The organism is Streptomyces sp. CNZ287 (genome assembly GCF_007827615.1).
In genome coordinates this window covers 277791-298068 of the sequence record NZ_VISV01000005.1, presented here as the reverse complement: position 1 = coordinate 298068, position 20278 = coordinate 277791, and the positions used below count along the sequence as shown (strand labels likewise).

Annotated in this window: 15 protein-coding genes; 8 read left to right on the top strand and 7 right to left on the bottom strand. The window is 74.4% G+C overall.

Features of this window, described 5'->3' with window-relative positions; genetic code table 11:
• Positions 1-16 precede the first annotated feature (16 nt).
• Both FB457_RS13235 and FB457_RS13230 read right to left on the bottom strand, forming a co-directional pair.
• Positions 17-1375: a protein phosphatase 2C domain-containing protein gene (locus tag FB457_RS13235; RefSeq protein ID WP_047015836.1), complete on the bottom strand. Its 1359-nt coding sequence runs from the start codon at positions 1373-1375 to the stop codon at positions 17-19.
• 11 nt (positions 1376-1386) lie between these two features.
• A complete protein-coding gene (locus tag FB457_RS13230) occupies positions 1387-3642 on the bottom strand; it encodes a serine/threonine-protein kinase (protein ID WP_486589018.1) in 2256 nt (751 codons plus the stop codon).
• Between FB457_RS13230 and FB457_RS36115 the strand changes: the two genes are divergently transcribed.
• The gene (locus FB457_RS36115) at positions 3626-3955 is read left to right on the top strand and encodes a hypothetical protein (protein ID WP_047015834.1); all 330 of its coding nucleotides are present in this window, start codon (positions 3626-3628) and stop codon (positions 3953-3955) included. The two genes, FB457_RS13230 and FB457_RS36115, sit on opposite strands and share 17 nt — an antisense overlap.
• Positions 3956-4003: 48 nt before the next feature.
• On the opposite strand, the gene FB457_RS13225 is transcribed toward FB457_RS36115, so the two are convergent.
• From FB457_RS13225 to FB457_RS13210, 4 genes are all read right to left on the bottom strand, one after another.
• Complete coding sequence (locus FB457_RS13225) at positions 4004-5308, bottom strand: hypothetical protein (RefSeq protein WP_047015833.1); 1305 nt, start codon at positions 5306-5308, stop codon at positions 4004-4006.
• Positions 5309-5401: 93 nt separating this feature from the next.
• The gene (locus FB457_RS13220; RefSeq protein ID WP_486589017.1) at positions 5402-6391 is read right to left on the bottom strand and encodes a glutamate ABC transporter substrate-binding protein; all 990 of its coding nucleotides are present in this window, start codon (positions 6389-6391) and stop codon (positions 5402-5404) included.
• Positions 6392-6411: 20 nt separating this feature from the next.
• On the bottom strand, positions 6412-7917 hold the full coding sequence (locus tag FB457_RS13215) for a hypothetical protein (RefSeq protein WP_047015831.1): 1506 nt from the start codon (positions 7915-7917) through the stop codon (positions 6412-6414).
• 296 nt (positions 7918-8213) lie between these two features.
• A complete protein-coding gene (locus tag FB457_RS13210) occupies positions 8214-8750 on the bottom strand; it encodes an HNH endonuclease (protein ID WP_047015830.1) in 537 nt (178 codons plus the stop codon).
• 332 nt (positions 8751-9082) lie between these two features.
• On the opposite strand from FB457_RS13210, the gene FB457_RS13205 reads away from it, so the two are divergent.
• The 7 genes from FB457_RS13205 (at position 9083) to FB457_RS13175 (ending at position 17041) form a co-directional block, all read left to right on the top strand.
• A complete protein-coding gene (locus tag FB457_RS13205) occupies positions 9083-10093 on the top strand; it encodes a mechanosensitive ion channel family protein (RefSeq protein ID WP_047015829.1) in 1011 nt (336 codons plus the stop codon).
• 166 nt (positions 10094-10259) lie between these two features.
• The gene (locus tag FB457_RS13200; protein ID WP_145781948.1) at positions 10260-11465 is read left to right on the top strand and encodes an ROK family transcriptional regulator; all 1206 of its coding nucleotides are present in this window, start codon (positions 10260-10262) and stop codon (positions 11463-11465) included.
• Between the two features lie 108 nt (positions 11466-11573).
• A complete protein-coding gene (locus tag FB457_RS13195) occupies positions 11574-12920 on the top strand; it encodes an ABC transporter substrate-binding protein (protein ID WP_145781946.1) in 1347 nt (448 codons plus the stop codon).
• Positions 12920-13864 carry a carbohydrate ABC transporter permease gene (locus FB457_RS13190; RefSeq protein ID WP_186461974.1) on the top strand — a complete coding sequence of 315 codons (945 nt, stop codon included), beginning with the start codon at positions 12920-12922 and terminating at the stop codon, positions 13862-13864. The genes FB457_RS13195 and FB457_RS13190 overlap by 1 nt, the downstream gene beginning before the upstream one ends.
• Complete coding sequence (locus FB457_RS13185; protein ID WP_047015825.1) at positions 13864-14793, top strand: carbohydrate ABC transporter permease; 930 nt, start codon at positions 13864-13866, stop codon at positions 14791-14793. Before FB457_RS13190 ends, FB457_RS13185 begins: the two co-directional genes overlap by 1 nt.
• The gene (locus FB457_RS13180) at positions 14790-16055 is read left to right on the top strand and encodes a 6-phospho-beta-glucosidase (RefSeq protein WP_145781944.1); all 1266 of its coding nucleotides are present in this window, start codon (positions 14790-14792) and stop codon (positions 16053-16055) included. The genes FB457_RS13185 and FB457_RS13180 overlap by 4 nt, the downstream gene beginning before the upstream one ends.
• Positions 16046-17041: an N-acetylglucosamine kinase gene (locus tag FB457_RS13175; protein ID WP_047015823.1), complete on the top strand. Its 996-nt coding sequence runs from the start codon at positions 16046-16048 to the stop codon at positions 17039-17041. The genes FB457_RS13180 and FB457_RS13175 overlap by 10 nt, the downstream gene beginning before the upstream one ends.
• Before the next feature lie 24 nt (positions 17042-17065).
• On the opposite strand, the gene FB457_RS13170 is transcribed toward FB457_RS13175, so the two are convergent.
• Positions 17066-20221: a glycoside hydrolase family 84 protein gene (locus tag FB457_RS13170; RefSeq protein ID WP_047015822.1), complete on the bottom strand. Its 3156-nt coding sequence runs from the start codon at positions 20219-20221 to the stop codon at positions 17066-17068.
• Between the last annotated feature and the right edge of the window lie 57 nt (positions 20222-20278).

The following is a 20278-nucleotide window of genomic DNA, read 5'->3' as shown; positions in this document are numbered from 1 at the left end:
TCGCGTTCCCCCTCCGTCACGAAGGGCCTGCCCCGCCCGCCGGTCCCGGGAACGGGAGCACCGCCACTGTTACGTTGTCGTGGCCGCCCCCGTCCAGCGCGTGGCCGACGAGCACCTGGGCCGCGTGCAGCGGCCGGGTCGCGGCGTCCTGCGGTACGGCGGCGGCCAGTTCTGCCGCGGCCTCCGCGTAGTTCCAGAGCCCGTCGGTGCACACGATCACCACGCCGGGCCCGTCCGGCTTGAACGAGGCCGTGTGCGGGTCGAGTTCGTGCGCGTCCGCGCCCAGCCAGCCGGTGATCGCGTGCGCGCGCTCGTCCGCGTACGCGTCCGCCTCGGACATGAGCCCGGCGGCGACCATCTGCGCGGCCCACGAGTCGTCCTCCGTCAGCCGGGCCGACGGCGCGGCCCGGTCGTCCGGCACCCAGTACGCGCGCGAGTCGCCGACCCAGCCGACGGTCAGGATGCCGCCGGCGATCACCGCGCTGACGATCGTGCAGGCCGGCGCGTTCTGGTGGCTCAGCGGCGAGTGCTGCGCGGCCAGCTCGTTGACGGAGCCCGCGGCGGCCAGCAGCGCCTCGTGCATCGCCTGCTGCGGGTGCAGCCCGCGGCCCAGCGTGGCCTGCAGCGACGCACCCGCGGCGACGCTGGCGGCGGCGGACGCCTCGTCCGGCCGGCCGGCCGAGGACACGCCGTCGCAGACGACGGCGACCGTGGCCGGCGCGCCGTTGGGCAGGGCGGTCCCGGCGATGGCGAAGAAGTCCTCGTTGCGGTGGTGGCGCAGGCCCCGGTCGCTGACCGCGGCGACGCCCTCCACCTCGTGCTCCATGTGGTCCCGCTCGCGCGGCTGCGCGTGGCCGCAGCGCTCGCAGTAGCCGTCGGCGTCGATCGTGCCCGTACGGCACGCGATGCAGCGCCGCCCGGGCGGCACCTGACCCGCGGCCGGCGTCTCGGCGGCGGCCGGGGCGTCCGGGGCGGCGGTGCCGAGCGCCGCGCGCGGGTCGGCGCCCTGCGGCGCCACCGGCTCGGCGATGGGGTAGTGCTCCGGGTCCTCCGTGGGCGTGTCGAGCAGGAACTCGCCGGAGTCCCCGCCGCCCTGCGGGGCGGTCCCGGGGCCCGCGATGCGGTAACTGCCGGTGCGCTGCCCGTCGGAAGGCCGGCTGTCCGGCGCGGCGACCTGGCCGGCGGGCGGCGCCCCCGCGGGAGCCGCGGCGGGTGCGGCGCCGTTGGGGCCGGCCGCCGGTGCGGCCGCCGCGGGCGCGGGGGCGGGCGCGGCGAGATCCGCGCCGCACGCCCCGCAGAACAGGTCACCCTCCTCCAGCGGCTCCTCGCACGAGGGGCACGAGTTCAGTTGGGATACGGGAGGTGTGTTCGCCATGGGCTTTCCTCTCATACCCAGGTCTTCGGCCGGTAGCGGTTGGCCCGTTCGACCATGTCGATCCGCTCATGGCCGTGCTGTGCGAGACGGGCCAGCACCCGGAAGGAGTTTTCCAGACCGAGCCGCAGCCCGTCCTCGTCCAGCGTGCACCCCAGCAGCGGCTGCTGCGGCGGACCCGCCGGTGCGGCCGGGTGCTGACCGGCCCCGGTGCGGCCGGTGAGCACCCAGTCCAGCGCGCTGCCCAGCACCTCGGTGGCGAGCCGGGCTCTGCGGCCCGCGTCCAGGCCCACGTCCTGCAGCCGCTCGACCTGCGTACCTGCCGCCTGCAGATCGGTCAGCAGCGGCTCCTGCGGGGCGCGCTGGCGCAGCCGGGCCCTGATCGCCGCGACCCGCGCCGCGGTGTAGTGGATCGACGCCTCCGGTACGGACTCCAGCGCCCGTACCGCGCCGGACCTGTCGGCGGCGGCGAGCCGCACCCGGGCGAGCCCGAACGCGGCGCTGACGTAGGCCGGGTCGGTCGTCCACACCAGCCGGTAGTACTCGGTGGCGTTGTCCAACTGGCCCAGCACCTCGGCGCAGATGCCCAGCGCCAGCTTCGGCGCGGGCTCGCCGGGGAAGGCGTCGTAGATCGCGTCGAAGGAGAGCGCCGCCGTCTCGAAGTCGCGGGTAGCCAGAGCCTGGAGCCCGCGGTACCAGACGATCCGCCAGTCGTCGGGGTGCTGCTCGCCCAGCTCGGCCAGCGCGGAGCCGGTCGCGGCCAGGTCGCCCAGCTCCAGATGGGCGCGTACCCGGCGCAACTGCAGCTCGATGGAGTCCGTCGGCGCGTTGGCCAGCGCCGCGGTCAGCTCCGCCGGCGCGGACGCCATCAGGCCCGCGAGGAAGCCTGCGTTGGGGTCGCTGGGGCTCACCCGCGGCACCGGCAGCGCCAGCGCCGCCGCGGGGGAGTCCAGCGGCAGCGTGTCCGCGATCTGCGCGGGCAGCGCCACCTGCGTGCCCATCCCCGGCCCGCCGCCCGGCAACTGCGGCGGTACGCCCTGCGCGGGCGGCAGCGCCGGGACGCCGTTGCCCGCGGCCCGCGCCGTGCGCTCGCGCTTGCTGACGGGCCGGGCGCCGAGCTGCGAGGTCTCGCCGGTCGCCGGCGGGAACAGCTCGGTGTCCACCACCCGCAGCTCGGCACCGAAGAGCGTGGAGAGCGCCGGCTGCGGCTTGCCCGTCTGCAGCGCCACGACCTCCCGCAGCACGCCCGTCAGTTGCTCGGACATCTCCGCGGCCGAGGCGAACCGGCGGGCCGGGTCGGGGTCGGTGGCGCGGACCAGCAGCCGGTAGAAGGACTCGTACCGGTTGAAGACGTCGATCGAGTCCGGGTCGGGCAGGGTGTCGACGAAGACATTGGTGTAGCCCTGGAAGTCGAAGGTCAGCACGGCCAGCGTGCGCGCCACCGTGTACAGGTCGGAGGCGATGGACGGGCCGACCTCGGCCACCTCGGGCGCCTGGTAGCCCACCGTGCCGAAGATCGCGGATTCGTCGTCGTCCATGCGGCGCACCGCGCCCATGTCGATGAGCTTGAGCTGGTCGCCCTGCTGGATGGCGTTGTCGACCTTGAAGTCGCAGTACAGCAGGTTGCGGCTGTGCAGGTGGCCGAGCGCCTCCAGCGCCTCGATGCCGTACGCGCACGCCACCTCGACCGGCAGCGGGTCGCGCTTGCCGTCCGGCGTGCGCCGCTCGTTGGCGATCTCCTTCATCGACTTGCCGCCGACGTACTCCATGACGATGTAGCCGTCGAGGCTGCCGGTGCGCTGGTCGAGGTGCTCGACGAAGTTGTAGATGCGCACGATGCCCGCGTGCTCGATCTCCGCGAGGAACCTGCGCTCGGAGACGGCCGCCGCGATGGCGTCCTCGTCACCGGTGTTCAGCAGGCCCTTGAGGACCACCCAGCGGTCGGCGACCGCGCGGTCGATCGCCAGGTAGATCCAGCCCAGGCCGCCGTGCGCGAGGCAGCCCGCGACCTGGTACTGCCCGTGGACGATGTCGCCCTCCTGGAGCTTGGGCACGAAGGAGTACGGCTGCCCGCACTTGGTGCAGAAGCCCTCCGTACGCCCCGGCCGCCCGCCGCGCGAACGGCCCACCGGCGCCCCGCACTCGCTGCGGCTGCAGTACCGCTTGCGCTCGGGCACCTCGGGGTTCGCCAGCACCGCCGTGCGCGGGTCGGGCCGCGGCACCTCCGGCACCGAGACCAGGCCCGCGCCCAGCTTGCCGCGGGAGGCCACCGCGGACGTACGCGAACTCTTCACCGAGACGGAACGGCCCGTCGACTCCCCGGTCAGCGCGCGCGACAGCCGCCCGGACACCGACCGGCGCGACGCCCGCGAACTACTCCGCGACGTGCTGCTCGACCGGCTCGACGCGCTGGAACCGCTCGACGAGGAACTGCCCCTGCTGCCCCGGCGGTGCCCGGTCACCCCGGTGGGCGCCGAGCCGACCACGCCGTCCGGCGAGACGACGGGGGCGAGCCCGCAGGTGTCGCAGTACAGCTCGCCGCCGCCGACGTCCTCGTACGTGCCTCCGCAGCCCGGCCGCTGACATGCCTGCGCGTTGCTCATGACTCCCCCAACTCCGTTCCGTCCAGCCTCACGCCGTGCCCCCGGGCCGATCGACCGGTCCCGCCGCCAGCACCTCCGCCGTGGCCCGCTGGTAGCGCAGCACCGCCTGCTCCGCCGCGATCAGATCGCAGGGCGCCGACCACAGCAGCCGGCGCGCCGCGTCGTACCGCTCCACCAGGATGCGGTCCTCGGCGAAGCCGTGCCGGGCCACCTTCGCCTTGTACGCGTCCAGCCGGCCGCGCAGCTCCGCGCGCACGGCCAGCGGCGCGGTCACCGCCGTCAGCGACTCCCGCGCCCGGAGCAACTCCTCCTCGGCCCGCTGCTCCAGGCTCTCCAGCAGCGGCGAGAGCCGGTGCCACTGGGCGCGCCTGCGGAACTCGACCGCGGTGGCCAACTGCTCGTTCAACGCGGTCGGCGGGCCGCTGACCGCCGGCACCTCGGACGCCGCTATCTTCGCCAGCACCTCGCCGCGCGCCCGCCGCGCCTCGCCCAGCGTGCGGTCCGCGCGCGACAGCACGTCGCGCACCTTGATCAGCCGCTCCTCCGCGTCCTGCCGGACGTGCAGCACGGCGTCGATCTCCCGGCGCACGTCTTCGAGGCCGCGCGCCGCCGCGTCGTAGCGCGTGGTGTCCGGCGTGCCGCCGCCGGGCGCCGCGCCGGGGCTGCGCCCCGCGGGCCGGGACCAGAACGCCAGCGGGTCGCGCACCACCTCGTCGCGGAGCGACGCCAGTTCCGCGGTGATCCGCTCCAGGTCGTCGCCCGCCGGGTGCTCCCCGGAACGTACCCCGACGGAGTGGGCCAGCGACCGGGTGCGCTGCAGCTCGGCGGCGAGCAGGTCGATGCGCGCGGGCAGCGCCGACCACACGGAGTCCGCCGCCGCGACGACGTCGATCACCTCCGCATACCACCGGTTCATCCGCTCCACCAGCTCGTCCAGCTTCAGCGACTCCGACAGCCGGGCCGGCCCCGTCAGCGACGCCGGATAGCCGCCGGCGACGGTGCGCGGCAGGGCCGCGGCACCCGGCGCGATGGTGACGCCGTGGTCCCGCAGCAGCGCCGTCAGCTCGGCCAGCTCCGCGGCGCCCGGCGAGCGGCGGCGGGCCCGGATCTCCCGGGCCGAGCCCAGCGCACTCGTGTACGCGTCGAAGTGCGCCCAGAGCAGCGAGATCGCCTGCTCGGCGGCGGCCCAGCGCTCCTTGGTCGTACCGGACAGCTCGGCGCCCTCCAGCAGCCGGCGTCCCGCGTGGTCCTGGAGCGCGAGCAGCGAGGTCTCGATCGCCTCGTGCTCGGCTCCCAGCCGCGCGAGCGCACGATCGACCTCCTCGCGGTCCATCGAACCCCGTGGCGGGAGCGGCATCTGTTTCCCTCCGTGCTGCCGTACTCTGCCCGTTGTTGTCGTGCTGTTCCTGCTCCTGCGCGCGCCGGCTCAGTTCTTGTACTTGGGCGCCGGCGGTCCCTCGATCCCCGGCATGGCGTCGGCCAGCCACTTGTCGTAGGCGTCCTGCCAGCGCCCGTCCTTGCGGTAGTCGTCGAGCAGCTTGTTGACCCGGCGCACCAGATCGTCGTCGTCGAGGTTCATCGCCACGCCGTAGGGCTCGGGCTGGTCCAGAGTGCCGAACAGCTTCATCGACGGGTCCTGCGCGGCCTGTCCCGCCGCCAGCGCGTTGTCGGTGACGACCGCGTCGGCCTTGCCGAGCTGCACCCGCACCAGGCAGTCGAGCTGGTTCGGCACGGTCTTGACCTTCGCGCCGTAGTCCCCCTTCTCCAGGGCGTCTTCGCCCGTGGAGCCCTCGGCGGTGCAGACGCGCTCGCCGTCCAGGCTCTCGTCGAAGCCGGTGATCTCCGAGTCGGCGGGCGCCAGCACCGCCTGGTCCCCGGTGAAGTACTCGGTGGAGAACGCCACGTCCTGGATGCGTTCGCAGTTGATGGTCATCGTGCGCACCACCACGTCCACGTCCTTGTCCTGCAGCGCCGGGATGCGCTGGCTGGTGGGAATGGAGCGGAAGACAACCTTCGTCTCGTCGCCGAGGATCTCCTCGGCGATGGCCCGCGCCAGGTCGATGTCGAAGCCCTCCAGCTTGCCGGTGAGCGGATTGCGGTAGCCCCACTGGTAGCTGTTCTGGTCGATACCCGCGATCAGATAGCCGCGGTCGACGATCCGCTCGACGCCGTCACCGGAGGCGGTCCCGGACGGGCGCAGACTCGCCTCCGGTGTCTGGCACTCCTCCTGGCTCGACTTCGCCGGCTGCGCCGCGACCGCGCCGCCGGCGCGGTCGTCCGCCGGGCCGTCCTGCCGGTCGCCGCCGGTGAGTCCGGGCAGCAGCGCGGCCGTCAGCGCAACGGCCGCCGCCGTTCCGGCCACGCCGCCCCAGCCGCGCAGGTTCCGCCTCGTCCTCGGTGCCTTCGCCGTCCGCATCGCTGCCTCCCCCTTCGCCGTCATCGGTACTCCGAGAGCCTGCGCCCGATGCCGAACACCGCGCCGGCCGCGCCGAGCACGGCGAGCACCCCGGCGCCGATCCACAGGCCCGAGAGCGCCCCGCGGCCGTCCTCGGCCGCCGACCTGAACTCCCGACGCTCGTGATCCAGGGCCTCCTTGAGGCTGTCGTCGACCTGGTCGAAGAACTCGCTGGTCGACTTCTCCCCGTCGCCGCCGATGACCAGGTCCTTCGCCTCCTCGTACTCGCCCGCGACGTTCTTGGCCTGCGCCTCGCCGTGCAGCTTGCGCCACTCGCGTACGTTGTCCACGGCCTCGGCGACCGGCTCGCGGCCCTGGTCGTCGTCGGCCAGCTCCAGGGCGCGGCCGAGCAGACTCTGCCCCGGCGCCTCCTCGGCGTCGGGGCTCTTGCCGGCCAGCTCGCTCATGCCCTTGAGGTAGCTGTCCTCGTACTTGTCGAGGCCGTCCTCGGTGGTGACGGAGCCCCGGTTGACGTACGTCAGGTTCTCGTCGGCGCGGGCCCGCAGGGTGTTGATCCGCGCCTCGTTGAGCGCGTGCAGCGACTGGGCGCCGTGCCGGTCGGAGTCGCCGAGACCGGAGCGGGCGAAGGTGTGCCCGACGGTCAGCCAGAGCAGCACGATCACGGTGGCCGCGGAAGCCGCCAGCAGGCCGTGGTTGAACACCCGGTTCGTACGGAGGTAGTGGCGGCGCTGGGCCCAGAACAGGACCCCGAGCGCGAGCAGTCCGCCGGCCAGCGCGGCCCACGGCCACGCCTTGGCGTCGGAGTAGTCCTGCTCCAACTGGCCGGTCTCGGACAGGTAGAGCTGCTCGGCGGCGGGCAGCAGCGTCTCGCGCATCTGCTCGTCCGCGTAGCGCAGGTACGCGCCGCCGAGGGGCAGGCCCTGGCGGTTGTTGGCGCGGGCGGTCTCGACCAGCGAGGTGTAGACCGGCAGCGCCTGGTTCAGCTTCTCGATCTGCTTCTGTGACTCCGCGGCGCCCTGGGAGTTGGCCGCGGCCTTCACCAGCAGCCGGGAAGCCTGCTGGATGTCCGCGTCGTACCGCTCGCGCACCTTGGGCGGCTCCTGCCCGCCCTCCAGGAAGCCGGTGGCCGCCGTGGTGTTGGCGCCGGCCAGCGAGCGGTAGATGTCGGCGGCGTCGGCGCTCAGCGGCTGACTGCGGTTGATGACGTCGTCGGCCGCGGCGGCACGGTCGGACACCTGCCAGGCGGTGAGCGCCCCGAAGAGCACGACCAGCGCCGCCAGTACGGCCCCGATGATCCGCAGCCGGCCCGGCTCGGTGGTGGCGGCGGCGCGCAGCCGGTCGACGCCCTCGGCGAACGCGGAGCGCCGCCCCGGCGGCACGGCGGGCGGCGGCGGTGCGGCGGAGCCGCCCGCGGGGGAGCCCGGCTGCGGTACGAGTGGGCCGTCGGGGCCGGCCTGCGCGGGAAACGCTGGCGCGGTCCGATGCTCCGGCGGCGCGGCGCTGCCGGCCGGCGGCGGGTACGTCACGTGACCTCCCCCTGGGTCGCTGGCTGTTCGCCCGGTTGCGTGGGCGGGTCCAGTCCACCCCGGGCACGTCGGCAAGTATGGCGGCCCGCTCAGGCCGTCACACCGCGATCCCCGGGATCTTGTTCGGATCGGTACCGTAGCGCGCTGCGCGAGCGGGCGTCGGGGCCCATCCTGCCCTTCTTCACGCGCAGCGCATCCGTTCGGTTCCTGTTCCGACCGGCTTGTGCGCCCCGGGGGGAGTGCCGGGGTGCCGGGGCCGCGGCGGGGGTCGCCGCGGTCATAACAAAGGCCCGGTTCTAGGCAGAGATGCCGTCGATCCGGGCCAGGGCCTCGTCCGCGCCGTATGGCTGCAGGTAGGGCAGCCAGCGCGGGTCCCTGTGCCCTGTCCCGATGATCCGCCAGGCCAGTCCGGACGGCGGCGCGGGCTGGTGGCGCAACCGCCAGCCCAGCTCGTGGATCGCCCGGTCGGCCTTCACGTGGTTGCAGCGGCGGCAGGCCGCCACGACGTTGTCCCAGCGGTGCTGGCCGCCGCGGCTGCGCGGGATCACATGGTCGACGCTGGTGGCCACCCCGCCGCAGTATGCGCAGCGCCCGCCGTCGCGGGCGAAGAGCGCCCGGCGTGTGAGCGGAACGGGCCCCCTCACGGGGACCCGTACGAACCTCTGCAGGCGCACGACGCTTGGCGCCGCTATCACCCGCGTGGCGCTGTGCAGGAAGGCACCCGATTCCTCCAGGCTGACCGCTTTGCCGTTCAGCACCAGCACGAGCGCGCGGCGCAGTGGCACGACGCCGAGCGGCTCGTAGGAAGCATTGAGGACGAGGACGTGCGGCACGGTGCCTCCTTGTACGCCGGCGGCGCGTGGCTCGCGCCGGGACGATCTGGTCAACAGTGTGTCCTGCACCCCCGCCTCCGCGCCACCACGATCAGGTAAACGGGCCAACCGCCCGGCAAGGTTCCGCGGCCGTCCCCGTGATGTTGATCCCCCCATCCGGCCCGCCCTACGCCTGCTCCCACCGGGCGGTAACCGGACCGCAACACGGTCGCCGCCGAGGGGCCCCACGGCGGCCGCCGGACGGTCCCGCGACGGTAAAGCGACGCTAAAGGAGCAGGCCGGAGCGGCGGGTAGGGTGAGGGCGTCCGCCCCTGAACGGAAGGTTCCACGCCGTGTTCGCCACCGCTCGCCCGGCTGCCGAGAGCCCCTCCCCGACGCCGCTTGAGGACTCGCGCAAGAGCGCGGAGGAGACGGCCGGGTGGATCCAGGAGAACTGGGCCTCCTGGCTGGGCGTGGGCCTGCGGATCCTGCTCGTCGTCGTGATCGCGTACGTGCTGCGGCGCGTGGTCCAGCGCATGATCACCAAGCTGATAACGCGGATGACGCGCACCGCGGACGCCGTGGACGGCACCGCCCTCGGCGGGCTCCTCGTCAACCACGAGAGACGCAGACAGCGGTCCGAAGCGCTCGGTTCCATCCTGCGCAGCAGCGCCTCCTTCGTGATTCTCGGCACAGCCGCCCTGACCGTGCTCTCCGCCCTCAAGATCGACCTGGCGCCGCTGCTGGCCAGCGCCGGCGTCGCGGGCGTCGCGCTCGGCTTCGGCGCCCGCAACCTGGTGATGGACTTCCTCTCCGGCGTCTTCATGCTCATCGAGGACCAGTACGGGGTCGGGGACACCATCGACGTCGGCGAGGTCACCGGCGAGGTGGTCGAGGTCGGGCTGCGCGTGACCAAGCTGCGCGGCGACAACGGGGCGATCTGGTACATGCGCAACGGCGAGGTCAAGCGGATCGGCAACCTCAGCCAGGGCTGGGCGACGGCCGTCGTCGACGTGCCGGTGGCCGCCGCCGAGGACCTGGACCGGGTGCGCGACGTGATCGCCGCCGCCGGCGAGGAGTTCGGCGTCACCGAGCCGTGGAGCGAGCAGTTGTGGGGCGAGGTCGACGTGCTGGGCCTCACCGCCGTCGCGCAGGGCACGGCCGTCATCCAGGTGCAGGTCAGGACGATGCCGGGGAAGTCCGTCGGGGTCGAGCGCGAGCTGCGCTGGCGGATCCGGGAGGCGCTGCTCGCGGCCGGGGTCGTCATGTCGGACGTACCGCCGGGCGCGATCGTGCCGCCCCGGGCGGAGCAGGTGGCGGTGGTGCAGCAGGCGCCGTCGGGCGGCGGTGGCGGCGGGGAGTAGTCCCGGCCCCCGGGCCGCCGCGGGCGGCCCGGCGCGCTTTTCGCCCGTACTCTTGACGCGCTTCTTCCGCGGCATTACTTTCACCGCACTCCGATAGGAAAGTTTCCTAACCATTCGGAGCGGCGAGCGGTACGGCACCCGTCCGGACCGGGGAGAGGTGACGCCCATGGCCGGTGGCCCGGGGACGCTGCGCGCGATGAACGACCGCGCCGCGCTGGAGCTGCTGCTGGAGCACGGCACGCTCTCGCGCACCCGGCTCGGCAAGCTCACCGGCCTCTCCAAGCCGACCGCCTCGCAGTTGCTGGCCCGTCTGGAGGCGGCCGGGCTGGTCCTCGCCACCGGCACCAGCGAGGGCAGCCCGGGACCCAACGCCCAGCTCTACGCCCTCAACCCCGCCGTCGCCCACGTCGTCGGGCTCGACGTCACCGCCGCCCGGATCCGCGCGGCCGTCGCCGACGTCACCGGGCGCACGGTCGGCTCGTACGAGCTGGCCACCGCCAAGCGCACCGGCGGCGGCGCCGCGGAGGGGACCGTGCGCCGCGTCGTCCGCGCCGTCGACGGCGCCGCCAAGGACGCCGGGCTCACCCGCGCGGAACTGCACCGCGCCGTCATCGGCACCCCCGGCGCCTTCGACCCCGGCACCGGCCGCCTGCGCTACGCCTCCCACCTGCCCGGCTGGCACTCCCCGACGCTGCTGGAGGAGCTGGCCGCCGCCCTGCCCATGCCGCTCGCCTGCGACAACGACGTGAACCTCGCCGCCGTCGCCGAGCAGCGCCGCGGTGCCGCCCGCGGCCACGACGACTTCGTCCTGCTCTGGAACGAGGAGGGCCTCGGCGCCGCCGTCGTCATCGGCGGCCGGCTGCACCGCGGCGGCACCGGCGGCGCCGGCGAGGTCGGCTTCCTGCCGGTGCCCGGCGCCACCCTCGTCCGCCAGGTCACCCGCGCCAACAGCGGCGGCTTCCAGGAGCTGGCCGGCGCCCAGGCGCTCGCCCCGCTCGCCCGCGAACTGGGCCTCACCCCCGGCCGCGGGCACTACGCCGAGGTCGCCGCGGACCTCGTCGCCCGCGCCGCCGCCGAACCGGAGGAACCCGGCCACGCCGAACTGCTCGACCGCTACGCCGAGCGCCTGGCCGTCGGCCTCGCCTCCGTCGTCGCCGTCCTCGACCCGCAGCTCATCGTGCTCTCCGGCGCCGTGCTGACCGCCGGCGGCGACCGGCTGCGGGCCCTCGTCCAGTCCGAGCTGGCCGACCTGGCCGCGCCCCGGCCGCGCCTGGTGACCGGCGAGGTCGAGCGGCACCCGGTCCTCACCGGCGCGCTGGAGAGCGCGCTCGCCACCACCCGCGACGAGGTCTTCGACACCACCGCCCGCTGACACCCGCCCGGCCCCTCTCTCCGTACGCCGGTCCCACCCGCCCCACCCCCCTGCCCGGCCCGCAGCACCCACCCGATTCCCCTGCATCCGCCAGGAGGTACGACGACCATGCCCACAACCCGCCCACGTGGCCGCGCCGTCGCCGCGGTCGCCGCCGCGGCGGCGCTCTCCCTCTTCGCCGCCGCCTGCACCGGCGGCAACGACTCGGGCGCCGCGAACGACGACCCCGACGCCGACGTCACGCTCACCTTCTGGCACGGCTGGAGCGCGCCGTCCGAGGTCGAGGCGATCGAGGCCAACATCGACGCCTTCGAGGAGAAGTTCCCGAACATCACGGTGAAGTCCGTGAAGGGCGTCAACGACGACAAGCTCAACCAGGGCCTGCGCGCCGGCGGCTCCAACGGCCCCGACGTGGTCTCCTCGTTCACCACCGACAACGTCGGCCGCTTCTGCTCCTCCCACGTCCTCGCCGACCTCGACCCGTTCCTGAAGAAGTCCGGCATCAGCCCGGAGGAGACCTTCCCGGCGCCGATGCTGGAGTACACCCAGTACGAGGGGAAGCGCTGCGCGCTGCCCCTCCTCGGCGACGCCTACGGCCTCTACTACAACAAGGACGCCTTCGCGGAAGCCGGCATCGACGCCCCGCCGAAGACCCTCTCCGAGCTGGAGGAGGTCGCCAAGAAGCTCACCAAGCCCGACGGCGACGGCTACGAGCAGCTCGGCTTCATGCCCAACTTCCAGGGCTACGAGACCACCGTCGAGCACTACGGCGGGCAGTTCGGCCTCACCTACTTCGACGACGAGGGCAAGTCCAACGCCGCCGCCGACCCGAGGATGGCCGAGCTGTTCGAGTGGCAGAAGGGCATGGTCGACGCCCTCGGCGGCTTCGGGAAGCTGCGCAAGTACCGCAACACCTTCGGTGACGAGTGGGGCCCCAAGCACCCGTTCCACACCGGCCAGGTCGCCATGCAGATGGACGGCGAGTGGCGCGGCAAGATGGCCGCCGACGCCGGCGTCGGCTTCGAGATAGGCGCGGCCCCCTTCCCCGTCCCCGACGACCAGGCGGACTCGTACGGCAAGGGCTACCTCTCCGGCACCATCACCGGCATCGCCACCACCAGCGAGAAGAAGAACGCCGCCTGGGAGCTGGTGAAGTACCTGACCACGGACACCGACGCCGTCGTGGACTTCGCCAACGCCATCCACAACGTGCCCTCCACGCTCGCGGGGCTGAAGTCCCCGAAGCTCAACGACGACCCGGTCTACCGCACGTTCGTCGACATCGCCCAGCACCCCGGGTCCAGCCACGCCCCGCCCTCGAAGAACGGCGGCGCCTTCCTGCTCACGCTCCAGGACTACGGGCTGAAGTACGAGAAGGGCGAGGAGGACGATCTGCGGTCCCTGCTGGAGCAGGCCGACGAGCAGATCGACAAGGACAACGCGCAGGCCGGCTGATGGCCGCCGTCCACACCCTGGGTGCGCGGCGCCGCCGCGCGGCGCTGCGCACCCTCGGGTTCCTCTCGCCCTGGCTCGTCGGCTTCGGCGTCTTCTTCGCCTACCCCCTCGGCGCGACCGTCTACTTCTCCTTCATGAAGTACGACGGGTTCACCGACCCCGTCTGGGTGGGGCTGAAGAACTGGCGCTACGTCCTGTTCGACTACCCCTTCTTCTGGCCCGCCCTGGCCAACACCCTGTGGCTGGTGGCCGTGATGGTCACCCTGCGCACGGTCTTCGGTCTCGGCATCGGCCTGCTCATCACCAGGATCAAGACGGGCGCGGGCGTCTTCCGCACCCTTTTCTACCTGCCGTACCTGGCGCCGCCGGTCGCCGCCACCATGTCGTTCGTCTTCCTGATGAACCCCGGCACCGGGCCGGTCAACACCGTCCTCGGCCGCCTCGGCCTGGGCGAGCCGGGCTGGTTCAACGACGCGCAGTGGTCCAAACCGGCGCTCACGGTCCTCGCGCTGTGGTGCGTCGGCGACCTCATGGTCATCTTCATGGCGTCCCTGCTGGACGTGCCCAAGGAGCAGTACGAGGCCGCCGAGCTGGACGGCGCCGGCGCCTGGTCCCGCTTCCGGTACGTCACCCTGCCGAACATCCGGCCCGTCGTGCTCTTCGCCGTCGTCACCGGCGTGATCGCCACGATGCAGTACTACACCGAGCCCATCGTGGCCGCGAAGGTCGCCAGCGGCGTCATCGGCGGCTCCGGACAGCACTTCGAGCCCGGCTACCCGGAGAAGTCGACCCTCACCGTCCCGCAGAGCGTCTACCACCTGGGCTTCCAGCGGTTCGACACGGGCGCCGCGTGCGTCGTCGCCCTCGTGCTCTTCGTCCTCGCGATGGCCTTCACGTACGTGCTCATGCGCCGCGGCAGCGGCTTCCTGAAGGAGGACGACTGATGGCCGCGGTACATCCGGTCGGGCAGAAGCGGCCGGCGGCGGCGCGCCCCGCGGCCCGGGGCCGGCGCCCGCGGCGCGGTCCCGCGACGAACGCGCGGGCGCGCCGCAGGGAGCTGCTGAACCGGGTCGCGGTGCACGCCCTGGCGATCGCCGCCGCGCTCTTCTTCGTGCTGCCCTTCGTCTTCGTCTTCCTCACCGCCGTGATGAGCGACGACCAGGCGCTCACCCGGGCGCTGTGGCCGCGCACCTGGGAGTGGGGCAACTTCGGCACCGTGTGGGAGACCCCGGGCTTCCTCACCTGGTGGCGCAACACACTCCTCTACGCGGGCCTGGGCACCGTGCTCGCGGTCGGCTCCAGCCTCCCGGTGGCGTACGCGCTGGCCACGTTCCGCTTCCGCGGCCGGAACCTGGCGATGATGATGGTCATCGCGGCGATGATGCTGCCCCCGCAGGTCGTCATCGTGCCCATGTACCTCTTCTGGTCCCGGCAGATGGACATGACCGGGACGCTGTGGCCGCTGATCATCCCCTTCGCCTTCGCCAACCCCTTCAGCGTCTTCCTGCTGCGCCAGTTCCTGCTGACCATCCCGCGCGAGTACACCGAGGCCGCGCGCATCGACGGCTGCGGCGAACTGCGCATCCTGCTGCGCATCGTGGTGCCGATGGCCAAGCCCGCCATCGCCGCCGTCGCCCTCTTCCACTTCTTCTACTGCTGGAACGACTACTTCGGGCCGCAGATCTACGCCTCGGAGAACCCGGGCTGGTGGACGCTGAGCTACGGCCTCGAGTCCTTCAAGGGCGCCCACCAGACCGACTGGAACCTCACCATGGCGGCCACGGTCCTGGTCATGGCCCCGGTGATCGTGGTGTTCTTCTTCGCCCAGAAAGCCTTCATCGAGGGCGTCACCCTGACAGGAGTCAAAGGTTGAAACTCGCAGTGGTAGGCGGCGGCTCGACCTACACGCCCGAGCTGGTCGACGGCTTCGCGCGGCTGCGCGAGACGCTGCCCGTCGACGAGCTGGTCCTCATCGACCCCGCCGCCGAGCGGCTGGACCTGATCGGTGCCCTGGCGCGGCGGATGTTCGCCCGGCAGGGCCACGACGGGCGGGTCGTCACCACCGCCCGGCTGGAGGAGGGCGTCCAGGGCGCGGACGCCGTGCTCGTCCAACTGCGCGTCGGCGGGCAGGCGGCGCGGCAGCAGGACGAGACGTGGCCGCTGGACTGCGGCTGCGTCGGGCAGGAGACGACCGGCGCGGGCGGGCTCGCCAAGGCGCTGCGCACCGTGCCCGTGGTGCTCGACATCGCCGAACGGGTCCGCAAGGCCGCCCCCGACGCCTGGATCATCGACTTCACCAACCCCGTCGGCATCGTCACCCGCGCGCTGCTGCAGGCCGGGCACCGCGCCGTGGGCCTGTGCAACGTCGCCATCCACCTCCAGCGGACGTTCGCGCGACTCCTGAATGCCCCGCCCGCGGACGTCCACCTGGAGCACGTCGGCCTCAACCACCTCACCTGGGAGCTGGCCGTACGCCTCGGCGGCCCCGGCGGCGTCGACGTGACGCCGAAGCTGATCGGCGAGCACGGCGCCCGGATCGCCGGGGAGCTGCGGCTGCCGCCGGACCTGCTGAGCCGGCTCGGCGTCGTGCCCTCGTACTACCTGCGCTACTACTACGCCCACGACCAGGTCGTACGCGAACAGCGCGAGGGTCCCTCGCGGGGCGCGCAGGTCGCCGGGATGGAGGCCGAGCTGCTGCGGATGTACGCCGACCCGGCGCTCGACACCAAGCCGGAGCTGCTGTCGAAGCGCGGCGGCGCGTACTACTCCGAGGCCGCCGTCGCACTCGCCGCGTCGCTGCTGGGCGGGGCGGCGGGCGCGGTGCAGGTCGTCAACACCCTCAACCGCGGCACCCTGCCGTTCCTCCCCGACGACGCGGTCGTCGAGGTGCAGGCCGAGGTCACCGCCGAGGGGGCCAGGCCGCTGCCGGTCCCGGAGCTGGACCCGCTCTTCGCCGGCCTCGTCGCGCACACCACCGCGTACGAGCGCCTCGCGCTGGAGGCGGCGCTGGCGGGCGGGCGCGAGCGCGTCTTCCGCGCGCTCCTCGCGCACCCGCTGGTCGGCCAGTACGACCGGGCCGAGAAGCTGACGGACGCGCTGATCGCGCACAACCGGGAGTATCTGCCGTGGGCGTGAGCCCGGTCGCCGTGCTGGCGATCGACGCCGGGAACAGCAAGACGGACGCGGCGCTGGTCGCGGCGGACGGCACGGTGCTGGGCCAGGGGCGCAGCGGCGGCTTCCGGCCGCCGGTGGCCGGGGCGGCGGCCGCGGTCGACGTGCTGGCGGAGGCGGTGGCCGGGGCGGTACGGCAGGCGGGGGGCGACGGCTCCGGCGGTGCCGTCGCCGCGCATGTGTCCGCGTGCCTGGCCAACGTCGACCTGCCCGTGGAGGAACGCACCGTCCGCGCGGAACTGGAGGCGCGCGGCTGGGGCCGTACGGTCGCCGTCCACAACGACACGTTCGCCGTGCTGCGGGCCGGCCTGCCGCCGGGCGCGCAGCCGCGCGGCGTCGCCGTCGTCTGCGGCGCCGGCATCAACTGCGCCGGGCTGCTGCCCGACGGCCGCACCCACCGGTTCCTCGCCCTCGGCAAGCTGTCGGGCGACTGGGGCGGCGGCGCGGGGCTCGCGGCGGAGGCGGTCTGGTACGCGGCGCGGGCCGAGGACGGCCGCGGCGAGCCGACCGCCCTGGCGACGGCGGTGCCGGAGCACTTCGGCCTCGGCACGATGTACGAGCTGATCGAGGGCGTCCACCTGGGCCGGGTCCCGGTGGCGCGCACCCAGCGGCTGGCGCCGCTGCTCTTCGCGGTGGCGGCGGCGGGCGACCCGGTGGCGCGGTCCATCGTCGACCGGCAGGCGGACGAGGTGGTGGCGCTGGCGGCGGTGGCGCTGGAACGGCTCGGCCTGCTGGACGAGGAGGTGCCGGTGGTGCTCGGCGGCAGCGTCCTGGCCGCGGGCCACGCGCAGTTGGACGACCGGATACGCGCCGGGCTCACGGCCCGCGCCCCGAAGGCGGTCCCCCGGGTGGTCACGGCCCCGCCGGTGCTGGGCGCGGCGCTCCTGGGCCTGGACCGCACGGACGCTCCGGAGGGAGCCGGGTCCCGCACCCGCGCGCACTACGGCTGAGCGCCGGGCGGCCCCGCCCCGCGGTCAGTCGCGGACGGCCCGTACCTCCAGGGCGTAGAGCGAGTAGCCGAACTCCGTCGCGCGCTCCACGCCCTGGACGCGGACGTAGCGCACCTCGCGCTCGTCCATCCGGACCGACTCGCGGCCGCCACCGCCGTCGTTCACCGCCGCCGCCGTGCGCCAGCGGCGGCCGTCGGCGGAGACCTGCACGCGGTAGCGCTTCGCGTACGCGCTCTCCCAGTGCAGCGCCACCTCGCCGACCCGCACCGGCTTCGCGAGCCGCATCTGCACCCAGGCGCCGTCCTCGGCCGGCGACGACCACCGCGTCTCCGGGTCGCCGTCCGCCACCGCCGCCGCCGGGAAGTCCGGCGTCTCGTCCGCCGACGACGACGCGCGGCCGTCCCGGGCCAGGTCGGGGCCGCCCACCGCGGGGTAGGCGTGCACGGTGACGGTACGGACCTGGGCGGCGCCGCCGTCCTCCAGCTTCACCGGGATCTCGTACGTGCCCGGCGGCACGTCCTCCGTCGCCCGGATCTCGACCGGGGCCCTGGCCGTCGTGCCGCGGGCTATCCGCACCTCGCCGGGGGCCCGCGCCTTCAGCCCTTCCGGCGCCTTCGCCGTCACCGTGCCGCCCGCGTCGCCGGGGCGCCGCGCGGACAACTCCGCGTCCACGACCACCGGATCGCCGCCGATCGTCACGTCCGCCTCGTCGCGGGAGAGCGACAGCCGGGCGCCGGGCTCCGCCGCGGACCACGGCACCACCTCGTGCACCACGGGCGCCGTGGTGTCGGCGGCCCACACGAACCGTACGGCGTCGGCATCGGCGCGCTCGGCGGGCAGCTCCGTCCAGCCGCCGCCGTCGAGTTCGCCCACCGGGCGCCAGGCGGTCCCGCCGCCGTCGCGTACCCGGATCTGCACCTCGGCGCGGGTGCCCGTGCCGGGCTGGGTCAGCACCGTCACCGCGCGCAGCGGCCGCCGGTCGAACTCCACCACCAGCGCCTCGTGCGTGCCGGGCGACGGCGGCCGGGCGGCCTCGTACGCCGTGGCCGGCTTGCCGTCGGCCGCCGCCGCCACCGACGAGCCCTCCAGCGGCTCCGCGCCGCCCGAGACGGCCGCCCCGGCGCCGCCGCCCGCGCCCAGCCAGGAGTCCGAGTCCGTCAGCGCCCGGCTGAGGAAGGCGTCGAGCACCCCCGCGCCCACCACCCCGCCGCCTGGGGGTACCGCCCACGCGCGCCCTGGCGCGCTGTGGGGGACTGCGTCGCCGGCCAGGCGCTGGAGCTCCAGCCGCGCCTGCCACGCCTCCTCGTTGCGGCCCGCGGCCTGGGCGGTGACCATGTCCACCGCCCGCTCGCCGGCCGCGCCGTACCGCGCCAACTGCGTCAGCCACGGCCGCACCTCGTCGCCGAACGTGCCGTCCGCCAGCGGTGCGAGGTCCTCCGGCGCGCGGCGCATCACGGTGAACGCCTCCCGCAGCCGCGCCGCCGCCTTCTCCCCGTCCCGCCTGCCGCCCGCCGCGCTCTCCCGCTCGCGCCAGAAGTCCGCGATCAGCGGCCGCAGATACGCCGACTCCCTGGCGCCCAGCTCCGAAGACGCCGAGTTCCCGGCCAGCGCGGCGAGCGCGGCACCCGCCTTCTCCGGGTCCGGGGCGTCCGCGGCGAGGTCGCGCACGGCGGCCCGCCAGGAGGCGTCCGGGTCGTACGCGCGCGGGTTCCAGGCGTAGTCCGCGACCGTGAAGAGCGGCACCCGGGAGGCGGCGGGCTGCTCCATCGCACCGGCCAGCACGCCCGCGGAGCCGGCGGCGACCGCCGGGTCGCGGCCGTCGTACGGGCCGAGGAAGATGCGGTCGCGGGCGTAGTCGTTGACGGGGTAGTTGTCCTGCGTGACCAGCGGGTGGCCGCCGAACGCGGCCTGGTTGTCGCGCAGTTGGCCGCCGCTGATCTCCCTGGGCACCGCGCCGACGCCGGACCAGGCGACCTCGACCCGCTCGTCCAGCTCGCCGGCGAGCGCCGAGCGGTAGTCGGTGGTGCCGTCCTGGTAGTACTCGGTCGGCAGCAGCGACAGCGGCGCCGCGTACGGGTGCCGCCGGGAGAGGTGCGCGGCCAGCGCGTTGGCGGTCTCGGCCTGCGCGCGGGCGGCGGCCTCGGGTCCTGAGCCGTACTCGTCGGCGTCCTCGCCGCAGGCCCACTCGCTGTAGCTGACGTCGTGGAACTGGAGCTGGAAGGCCCGTACGCCCAGCGCCCACATCGCGTCCGCCTTGGCGAGCAGGTCCTTGCGGTCACGCGCCGAGGAGAAGCAGAAGTCCTGGCCGGGCGCCACCGCCCAGGCGAGCGTCACGTGGTTGGCGCGGGCCCGCTCGGCCAGCTCGCGGAACCGGGCGCGCTGCTCTGCCGGGTACGCCTCGCGCCAGCCGGCCTGGCGGTACTGGTCGTCGCCGGGGGAGTAGAGGTAGCGGTTGAGCTTCGTGCGGCCCATGAAGTCGAGCTGCGCCAGGCGCTGTTCGTGGCTCCAGGGGCGGCCGTAGTGGTTCTCCGCGATGCCGCGCACGGCGGTGCCCGGCCAGTCGCGTACGGACACGGCGGGCAGCGTGTTCTCCGTACGCGCCGCGCGCGCCAGTTCACGCAGCGTCTGCACGCCGTGGAAGAGGCCCTCGGCGTCGGTCCCGGCCAGCGCGACGATGTCGCGGCCCTCGTGCTGCCCGGCGGCCAGCCGGTAGCCGCCGGCCGGAAGGTCTGCCTGCTCGCCCGCGCCGAGGGCGCGCAGCGCGGCGTCGGCGGGGGAGCGGCGCGGCGCGGGGCCCGCGACGCCCGCGGCGCCGGCCGGCGACTGGTCGGCGTAGACCACGAGCCCGGTCGCGGGCAGTGCGGCGCCGGGGCGTACCTGCGTGAACTCCCGTACGCCGACCGCCCGCAGCACCTCGTGCAGCTCCGCGAGCGCCCGGGAGTCCGCGTCCTCGGGGGTGACGAGCACCGCCTGCCCGCCCGCGTGCACCTCGCCGGCGCGGGCGCGCAGCTGCTGCGGGCGCGGCCACACCGCGTCGCGCAGCGCCTCCTCCGCGGCGGGCGTCTCGGCCGACTCCGTGCCGCCGGCGTCCGGCTGCTGCGGCTGGGCGGCGGCCTCCGGCGCGCGGCCGCCGAGCAGCCCGCCGATCACGGCGGCGGACAGCGCCGTCGCCGTGGCCACTCGCCGTCTGACAGCTCCGCCCAACTCCGCCCGCCCTCCGTCCGTTTCCGGTCCGCA

Bases quoted from the DNA above. Each gene is read 5' to 3' on its own strand.
- FB457_RS13235 (WP_047015836.1), bottom strand. From the start codon at position 1,375: ATGGCGAACACACCTCCCGTATCCCAACTGAACTCGTGCCCCTCGTGC.
- FB457_RS13225 (WP_047015833.1), bottom strand. From the start codon at position 5,308: ATGGACCGCGAGGAGGTCGATCGTGCGCTCGCGCGGCTGGGAGCCGAG.
- FB457_RS13220 (WP_486589017.1), bottom strand. From the start codon at position 6,391: ATGCGGACGGCGAAGGCACCGAGGACGAGGCGGAACCTGCGCGGCTGG.
- FB457_RS13200 (WP_145781948.1), top strand. From the start codon at position 10,260: ATGGCCGGTGGCCCGGGGACGCTGCGCGCGATGAACGACCGCGCCGCG.
- FB457_RS13195 (WP_145781946.1), top strand. From the start codon at position 11,574: ATGCCCACAACCCGCCCACGTGGCCGCGCCGTCGCCGCGGTCGCCGCC.
- FB457_RS13190 (WP_186461974.1), top strand. From the start codon at position 12,920: ATGGCCGCCGTCCACACCCTGGGTGCGCGGCGCCGCCGCGCGGCGCTG.
- FB457_RS13185 (WP_047015825.1), top strand. From the start codon at position 13,864: ATGGCCGCGGTACATCCGGTCGGGCAGAAGCGGCCGGCGGCGGCGCGC.